Origin of the sequence: Streptomyces boncukensis (genome assembly GCF_011045075.1) — a bacterium.
GTDB lineage: Bacteria > Actinomycetota > Actinomycetes > Streptomycetales > Streptomycetaceae > Streptomyces > Streptomyces boncukensis.
The window spans coordinates 1-6,452 of record NZ_JAAKZZ010000432.1; the positions used below are offsets into that span (position 1 = coordinate 1).

Consider the following 6,452-nt stretch of genomic DNA (forward strand, 5'->3'; position numbering starts at 1 on the left):
GGCCCGGACGGGGGACGGGGTGCAGGCGGCCGTCCCGGGCGGCCGGCAGTTCGTCCGCCCGGACGACGGGGACGTGGACATGCCCGTCGGGGACCGCCGGATGCTGGTGCTCTCCGGCCGGGTGCTGCCCGCCGAGGACCGCCGGGTACTGGCCGCGTTCGCCGCCCAGACCGTCGGCGTCCTCGACCGCGAGCGGCTGGTCGGCGAGGCCGCGCAGGCCCGCGAGCTGGCCGAGGGCAACCGCATCCGCACCGCGCTGCTCGCCGCCGTCTCGCACGATCTGCGCACCCCGCTGGCCGCCATCAAGGCGTCCGTCTCCTCGCTGCGCTCCGACGACGTCGAGTGGTCGGCGGAGGACGAGGCGGAGCTGCTGCGCTCCATCGAGGAGGGCGCCGACAAGCTGGACAACCTGGTCGGCAACCTGCTCGACATGTCCCGCCTGCAGACCGGCACCGTCGCCCCGCTGATCCGCGACATCAGCCTGGAGGAGGTCGTGCCCAAGGCCCTCACCGGAGTCCCCGAGGGGGGCGTGCGGCTGGCCATCGCGGAGGCGCTGCCGCTGGTCGCCGTCGACCCGGGGCTGCTGGAGCGCACCGTCGCCAACCTGGTGGAGAACGCCGTCAAGTACAGTCCGCCCGGCAAGAAGACACTGGTCAAGGCGAGCGCCCTGGCCGACCGGGTGGAGGTGCGGATCATGGACCGCGGCCCCGGGGTCCCGGACAGCGACAAGGACCGCATCTTCGAGCCGTTCCAGCGCTACGGCGACGCGCCCGCCGGCTCCGGCGTCGGGCTCGGCCTCGCCGTGGCCCGCGGCTTCGCGGAGGCCATGGGGGGCAGCCTGGAGGCCGAGGACACCCCCGGCGGCGGTATGACCATGGTGCTCACCCTGCGCGCCGCGCACGGCCGCGCCGCCAGGCAGGCGCGCCTCCCCGCGGAGGCCCTGACCTAGTGCCCCGCGCGCGCAGCTCCCCGCACAACAACGGAATCACCGGGAACGAGAGGAAACCGCATGCACCGGGTGCTCGTGGTCGATGACGAACCGCAGATCGTCCGCGCCCTCGTGATCAACCTCAAGGCACGGAAGTACGAGGTGGACGCCGCCCCCGACGGCGCCACCGCGCTCCGCCTCGCGGCCGACCGCCACCCCGACGTCGTCGTACTCGACCTGGGGCTGCCGGACATGGACGGCGTCGACGTCATCCGCGGCATCCGCGGCTGGACGCGGGTGCCCATCCTCGTCCTCTCCGCCCGCCAGACCTCCGACGAGAAGGTGGAGGCGCTCGACGCGGGCGCCGACGACTACGTCACCAAGCCGTTCGGCATGGACGAGCTGCTGGCCCGGCTGCGCGCCGCCGTACGCCGCGCCGAGCCCCCGGCCGGGTCCGCCGAGGACGCCGGGGTCATCGAGACCTCCGAGTTCAGCGTCGACCTCGCCGCGAAGAAGGTGCACCGCCAGGGCCGCGACGTACGGCTCACCCCGACCGAGTGGCATCTGCTGGAGGTGCTGGTCCGCAACACCGGCCGGCTCGTCAGCCAGAAGCAGCTGCTGAAGGAGGTCTGGGGCCCGTCGTACGGAACCGAGACCAACTATCTGCGGGTCTACATGGCCCAGCTGCGCCGCAAACTGGAGACCGACCCGGCCCACCCCCGCCACTTCGTGACGGAGCCGGGGATGGGGTACCGGTTCGAGAAGTGAGGGGGGCGGTTCGCCTTCTGGCGGTACCCTGGCCTCCATGACAGGCGTCACCCGCGAGCAGCGGAGCACAGGACCCCGCGGGCGTTTCCGGCGGTTCCTGGAGCGGCTCTCGACCTCCGAGGAGGATCTGCGCTCCGAGGACCTCCGCCAGGAGGCGGAGGGCCGGGGCTGCGCCCGGATCTGCGACTGCGTGGACCGCGACCAGGTCCGGGTGACCGGTACGCTGCGCACCGTGACCTTGCGCCCCCGGGCCGGAGTGCCCACGCTGGAGGCGGAACTGTTCGACGGCTCCGCCGCGCTGGACGTCGTCTGGCTGGGCCGCCGCGCCATCGCGGGCATCGAGCCGGGACGCAAGCTGATAGTCCAGGGCCGGATCACCACGAGCCGGGGCCGCCCGGTGATGTTCAACCCGAAGTACGAGCTGCGACCCCTCGGACAGGAGTAGCGGGTGACCTCACTCGACAAGCCGGCCGCCGACCAGCAGAAGGCTGATCAGGCGGTCACCGAAGCGGCGCTCTTCGAGGCGTTCGGCGGTGTGCGCGGCCTGGTGGAGACGACCGTCCCCGGACTGGTCTTCATCGCGATCTACACCGTCAACCAGGACATCCACAGCGCCGCGATCGCCGCGCTGGTGCTGTCCGGGCTGATGGGCGCGGTCCGGCTGGCCCGCAAGGACACCGTCAAGCACGCCTTCAGCGGCGTCTTCGGCGTCCTGTTCGGCGTGCTCTTCGCGATGATGACGGGGAACGCGAAGGACTTCTATCTGCCCGGCATGCTCTACACGCTGGGCCTCTCGGTCGCCTATCTGGTCACCGCGATGGCGGGCGTCCCGCTGCTCGGGCTGGTCCTGGGGCCGGTGTTCAAGGAGAACCTCTCCTGGCGCACCCGCAACCCGGGCCGCAAGAAGGCGTATACGAAGGCGAGCTACGCCTGGGGCCTCATCCTGCTCGCCAAGTGCGCGGTGCTCTTCCCGATGTACTTCTGGGCGGACACCGCGAAGTTCGGCTGGGTCACCGTGTCGCTGAAGATCCCGCCGTTCCTGCTCGCCGTCTACCTCACCTGGATCTTCCTCGCGAAGGCCCCCGCGCCCATCAACGTCATCGCGGAGATGGAGGAGCGGGAGGAGCGGGAGGAGCGGGAGGCCCGCGAGGAGGCGGCGAAGTCTCCCGGGAGCTGACGCGCCCCCCGCGGGGCGCGCGTCACACCGAGTCCTCCGGAGCCCGCACCGACAGCAGCTCCTCCAACTGCTCCTCGCGCGCCGGGGCGGCGACGAACAGCAGCTCGTCCCCGGCCTCCAGCGCGTCCTCCGGATCGGGCGCGAGCACCCGGTTCCCGCGGATGATCGTGACCAGCGCCGTGTCCTCGGGCCAGACCACTTCCCCGACCCGGGTCCCGGCGAGCGCCGCCTCGGGCGGCAGCGTCAGCTCGACCAGGTTCGCGTCGCCCTGCGAGAACCGCAGCAGCCGCACCAGGTCGCCGACGCTCACCGCCTCCTCCACCAGCGCGGACATCAGCCGCGGTGTGGACACGGCCACGTCCACCCCCCACGACTCGTTGAACAGCCACTCGTTCTTGGGGTTGTTGACCCGGGCCACCACCCGCGGCACCCCGTACTCGGTCTTGCCGAGCAGCGAGACCACGAGGTTCACCTTGTCGTCGCCGGTGGCCGCGATCACCACATGGCAGCGCTCCAGCGCCGCCTCGTCCAGCGAGGTGATCTCGCACGCGTCGGCCAGCAGCCACTCCGCCTGGGGCACCCGCTCGACGGAGATCGCCGAGGGCGTCTTGTCGATCAGCAGGACCTCGTGTCCGTTCTCCAGCAGCTCGCCCGCGATCGACCTGCCGACCGCGCCCGCTCCCGCGATGGCCACCCTCATCAGTGCTCTCCCTCGGGCCCGGCAGCGAAGACCTCTTCCACCTGTACCACCTGGTCGGAGCGCATCATCACATGCACCAGATCGCCCTCCTGGACGACGGTGTCGGCGCCGGGCAGCATCGCCTCGCCCAGCCGGGTGAGAAACGCCACCCGGACCCCGGCCTCCTCCTGGAGCCGGCTCACCCGCTGCCCGACCCACTGCGGCGAGGCGCGCACCTCGGCCAGCTGGACGGTGCCGCTCGGGTCCCGCCACAGCGGCTCCGCGCCGGACGGCAGCAGCCTGCGCAGCATCTGGTCGGCCGTCCAGCGCACGGTGGCCACCGTCGGGATGCCCAGCCGCTGGTAGACCTCCGCGCGCCGGGGGTCGTAGATCCGGGCCGCGACGTGCTCGATCCCGAACATCTCGCGGGCCACCCGGGCCGAGATGATGTTGGAGTTGTCACCGCTGCTGACGGCGGCGAAGGCCCCGGCCTCCTCGATGCCCGCCTCCCGCAGGGTGTCCTGGTCGAAGCCGACACCGGTGACCCGGCGCCCGCCGAAGCCGGAGCCGAGGCGGCGGAAAGCGGTGGGGTCCTGGTCGATGACCGCCACCGTGTGGCCCTGCCGCTCCAGGGTCTGCGCGAGCTCGGCTCCCACCCGTCCGCAGCCCATGATCACAATGTGCACGCCCGTCCCTTCGTCCCGTACAGCGGGCCGTCTCAGGATCGCATGGCCGACGGCATACGATCCTCTGCGTGTCCAGGATGACCGACGTTCCGAAACGACTCCTCCTCGGGAGGGCGCTCCGCAGCGACCGGCTGAGCGAGACGCTGATCCCCAAGCGCATCGCACTCCCCGTGTTCGCCTCCGACCCGCTGTCGTCGGTGGCGTACGCGCCCGGCGAGGTCCTCCTGGTGCTGTCGATCGCGGGCGTCTCGGCGTACCACTTCAGCCCGTGGATCGCCGTCGCGGTCGTCGTCCTGATGTTCACCGTGGTCGCCTCGTACCGGCAGAACGTGCGGGCCTACCCCAGCGGCGGCGGGGACTACGAGGTGGCGACCACCAACCTGGGCCGCCGGGCCGGGCTGACCGTCGCCAGCGCGCTGCTGGTCGACTACGTGCTGACGGTCGCCGTCTCCATCTCCTCCGGGGTGGAGAACCTGGGCTCCGCCGTCCCGTTCGTCGTCGAGCACAAGACGCTCTGCGCGGTCGGGGTGATCGTGCTGCTGACGCTGATGAACCTGCGCGGCGTCCGCGAGTCCGGCAAGCTGTTCGCCGTCCCCACCTACTGCTTCGTACTCGGCGTCTTCGCGCTGCTGGCCTGGGGCGCGGTGCGCGCGGGCGTCTTCGGCGACGAGATGCGCGCGCCCAGCGCCTCCTACGGCATCCACACCGACGAGTCCGGGCTGAGCGGCTTCGCGCTCGCCTTCCTGCTGCTGCGCTCCTTCTCCTCCGGCTGCGCCGCGCTCACCGGCGTCGAGGCGATCAGCAACGGGGTGCCCGCCTTCCGCAAGCCCAAGTCCAAGAACGCCGCGAACACGCTGGCCATGATGGGCCTGATCGCCGTCACCATGTTCTGCGGCGTCATCGCGCTGGCCCTGGCCACCCATGTGCGGATGGCGGAGGACCCGGCGGACAACCTGCTGATCGACGGTGTGCCGGCGGGGGCGGGGCACCACCAGGACCCGGTGATCTCGCAGGTGGCCGCGGCCGTCTTCGGCGACGGCTCGCTGCCGTTCATCTACCTCGCCGCCGCGACCGCGCTGGTGCTCTTCCTGGCCGCGAACACCGCGTACAACGGCTTTCCGCTGCTCGGCTCGATCCTGGCCCAGGACCGCTATCTGCCGCGCCAGCTGCACACCCGCGGGGACCGGCTGACGTTCTCCAACGGCATTGTGCTGCTCGCGGGCGCCGCCGCCATACTCGTGGTGGTCTACGAAGCCGACTCCACCCGGCTCATCCAGCTCTATATCGTCGGCGTCTTCGTCTCCTTCACCCTCAGCCAGACCGGCATGGTGCGGCACTGGAACCGGCTGCTGCGCACCGAGACCGACCCGGCGCGGCGCCGCCGGATGCACCGCTCCCGCGCGATCAACGCCTTCGGCGCGTTCTTCACGGGGCTGGTGCTGGTCGTCGTGCTGGTCACGAAGTTCTCGCACGGCGCCTGGGTCTCGCTGCTGGGCATGGCGCTGTTCTACGTCCTGATGACGGCGATCCGGCGGCACTACGACAGCGTCTCCGAGGAGCTGTCGGCCGAGGACCCCGGCGAGCGCGCCCCGCGCCCCGCGCGGGTGCACGCCATGGTGCTGGTCTCCAAGATCCACAAGCCGACGCTGCGGGCCCTGACGTACGCCCGGCTGATGCGCTCGGACACCCTGGAGGCCGTCACCGTCAACATGGACCAGCAGGAGACCGACCAGCTGCGCGCGCAGTGGGACGAGCGGGGCATCGACATCCCGCTCACCATTCTCGACTCGCCCTACCGCGAGATCGCCCGGCCGGTGATCGACTACGTCAGGCGGCTGCGCAAGGAGAGCCCGAGGGACGTCGTCAGCGTCTTCATCCCCGAGTACGTGGTCGGCCACTGGTACGAGCACGTCCTGCACAACCAGAGCGCGCTGCGGCTGAAGACCCGGCTGCTGTTCACGCCGGGGGTGATGGTCACCTCGGTGCCCTACCAGCTGGAGTCCTCCGAGCTGGCCAAGCGGCGGGCGCGGCGCCGCGAGCAGTGGAACGCGCCCGGCTCGGTCCGCCGCGGCCCGGCCGCCAGGACACCGGGCCACAAGGGGACGGGGAACCGCCGCACGGGCCGGCGGTCCGGCACCGGGCCGTCCCAGCGCGACGGGAAGTAGACTGACAGGCCGCGCGCGGCGCACGGACCGCCGCCGACCTTCCCGCACC

Annotated in this window: 7 protein-coding genes; 5 read left to right on the plus strand and 2 right to left on the minus strand. The window is 71.7% G+C overall.

What is annotated here, in order from left to right:
• The 4 genes from G5C65_RS28870 to G5C65_RS28885 form a co-directional block, all read left to right on the plus strand.
• The coding region (locus G5C65_RS28870; protein ID WP_241266129.1) for a sensor histidine kinase at nt 1-949 on the plus strand (949 nt) is incomplete at its 5' end.
• Nucleotides 950-1,009: 60 nt separating this feature from the next.
• Entirely contained in the window at nt 1,010-1,696 is a 687-nt protein-coding gene (locus tag G5C65_RS28875; RefSeq protein WP_165301985.1) for a response regulator, read from the plus strand.
• 37 nt (nt 1,697-1,733) lie between these two features.
• A complete protein-coding gene (locus tag G5C65_RS28880; protein ID WP_165301986.1) occupies nt 1,734-2,141 on the plus strand; it encodes an OB-fold nucleic acid binding domain-containing protein in 408 nt (135 codons plus the stop codon).
• Nucleotides 2,142-2,144: 3 nt separating this feature from the next.
• Nucleotides 2,145-2,873 (plus strand): DUF3159 domain-containing protein, encoded by a 729-nt coding sequence (locus tag G5C65_RS28885; RefSeq protein ID WP_165301987.1) that lies wholly within the window; start codon nt 2,145-2,147, stop codon nt 2,871-2,873.
• 22 nt (nt 2,874-2,895) lie between these two features.
• Here the strand turns inward: G5C65_RS28885 and G5C65_RS28890 are convergent, their stop codons facing one another.
• Nucleotides 2,896-3,573, minus strand: a complete 678-nt coding sequence (locus G5C65_RS28890) for a potassium channel family protein (RefSeq protein ID WP_165301988.1) — start codon at nt 3,571-3,573, stop codon at nt 2,896-2,898.
• Nucleotides 3,573-4,238 carry an NAD-binding protein gene (locus tag G5C65_RS28895; RefSeq protein ID WP_165301989.1) on the minus strand — a complete coding sequence of 222 codons (666 nt, stop codon included), beginning with the start codon at nt 4,236-4,238 and terminating at the stop codon, nt 3,573-3,575. Before G5C65_RS28895 ends, G5C65_RS28890 begins: the two co-directional genes overlap by 1 nt.
• Before the next feature lie 68 nt (nt 4,239-4,306).
• Here G5C65_RS28895 and G5C65_RS28900 point away from each other — a divergent pair, with 68 nt between their 5' ends.
• Nucleotides 4,307-6,403 carry an APC family permease gene (locus G5C65_RS28900; RefSeq protein WP_338146714.1) on the plus strand — a complete coding sequence of 699 codons (2,097 nt, stop codon included), beginning with the start codon at nt 4,307-4,309 and terminating at the stop codon, nt 6,401-6,403.
• Nucleotides 6,404-6,452: the final 49 nt, after the last annotated feature.

What these genes read in the sequence shown, in the direction of transcription:
- G5C65_RS28875 (WP_165301985.1), top strand. Translation starts at nt 1,010, where the DNA reads ATGCACCGGGTGCTCGTGGTCGATGACGAACCGCAGATCGTCCGCGCC.
- G5C65_RS28880 (WP_165301986.1), top strand. Translation starts at nt 1,734, where the DNA reads ATGACAGGCGTCACCCGCGAGCAGCGGAGCACAGGACCCCGCGGGCGT.
- G5C65_RS28890 (WP_165301988.1), bottom strand. Translation starts at nt 3,573, where the DNA reads ATGAGGGTGGCCATCGCGGGAGCGGGCGCGGTCGGCAGGTCGATCGCG.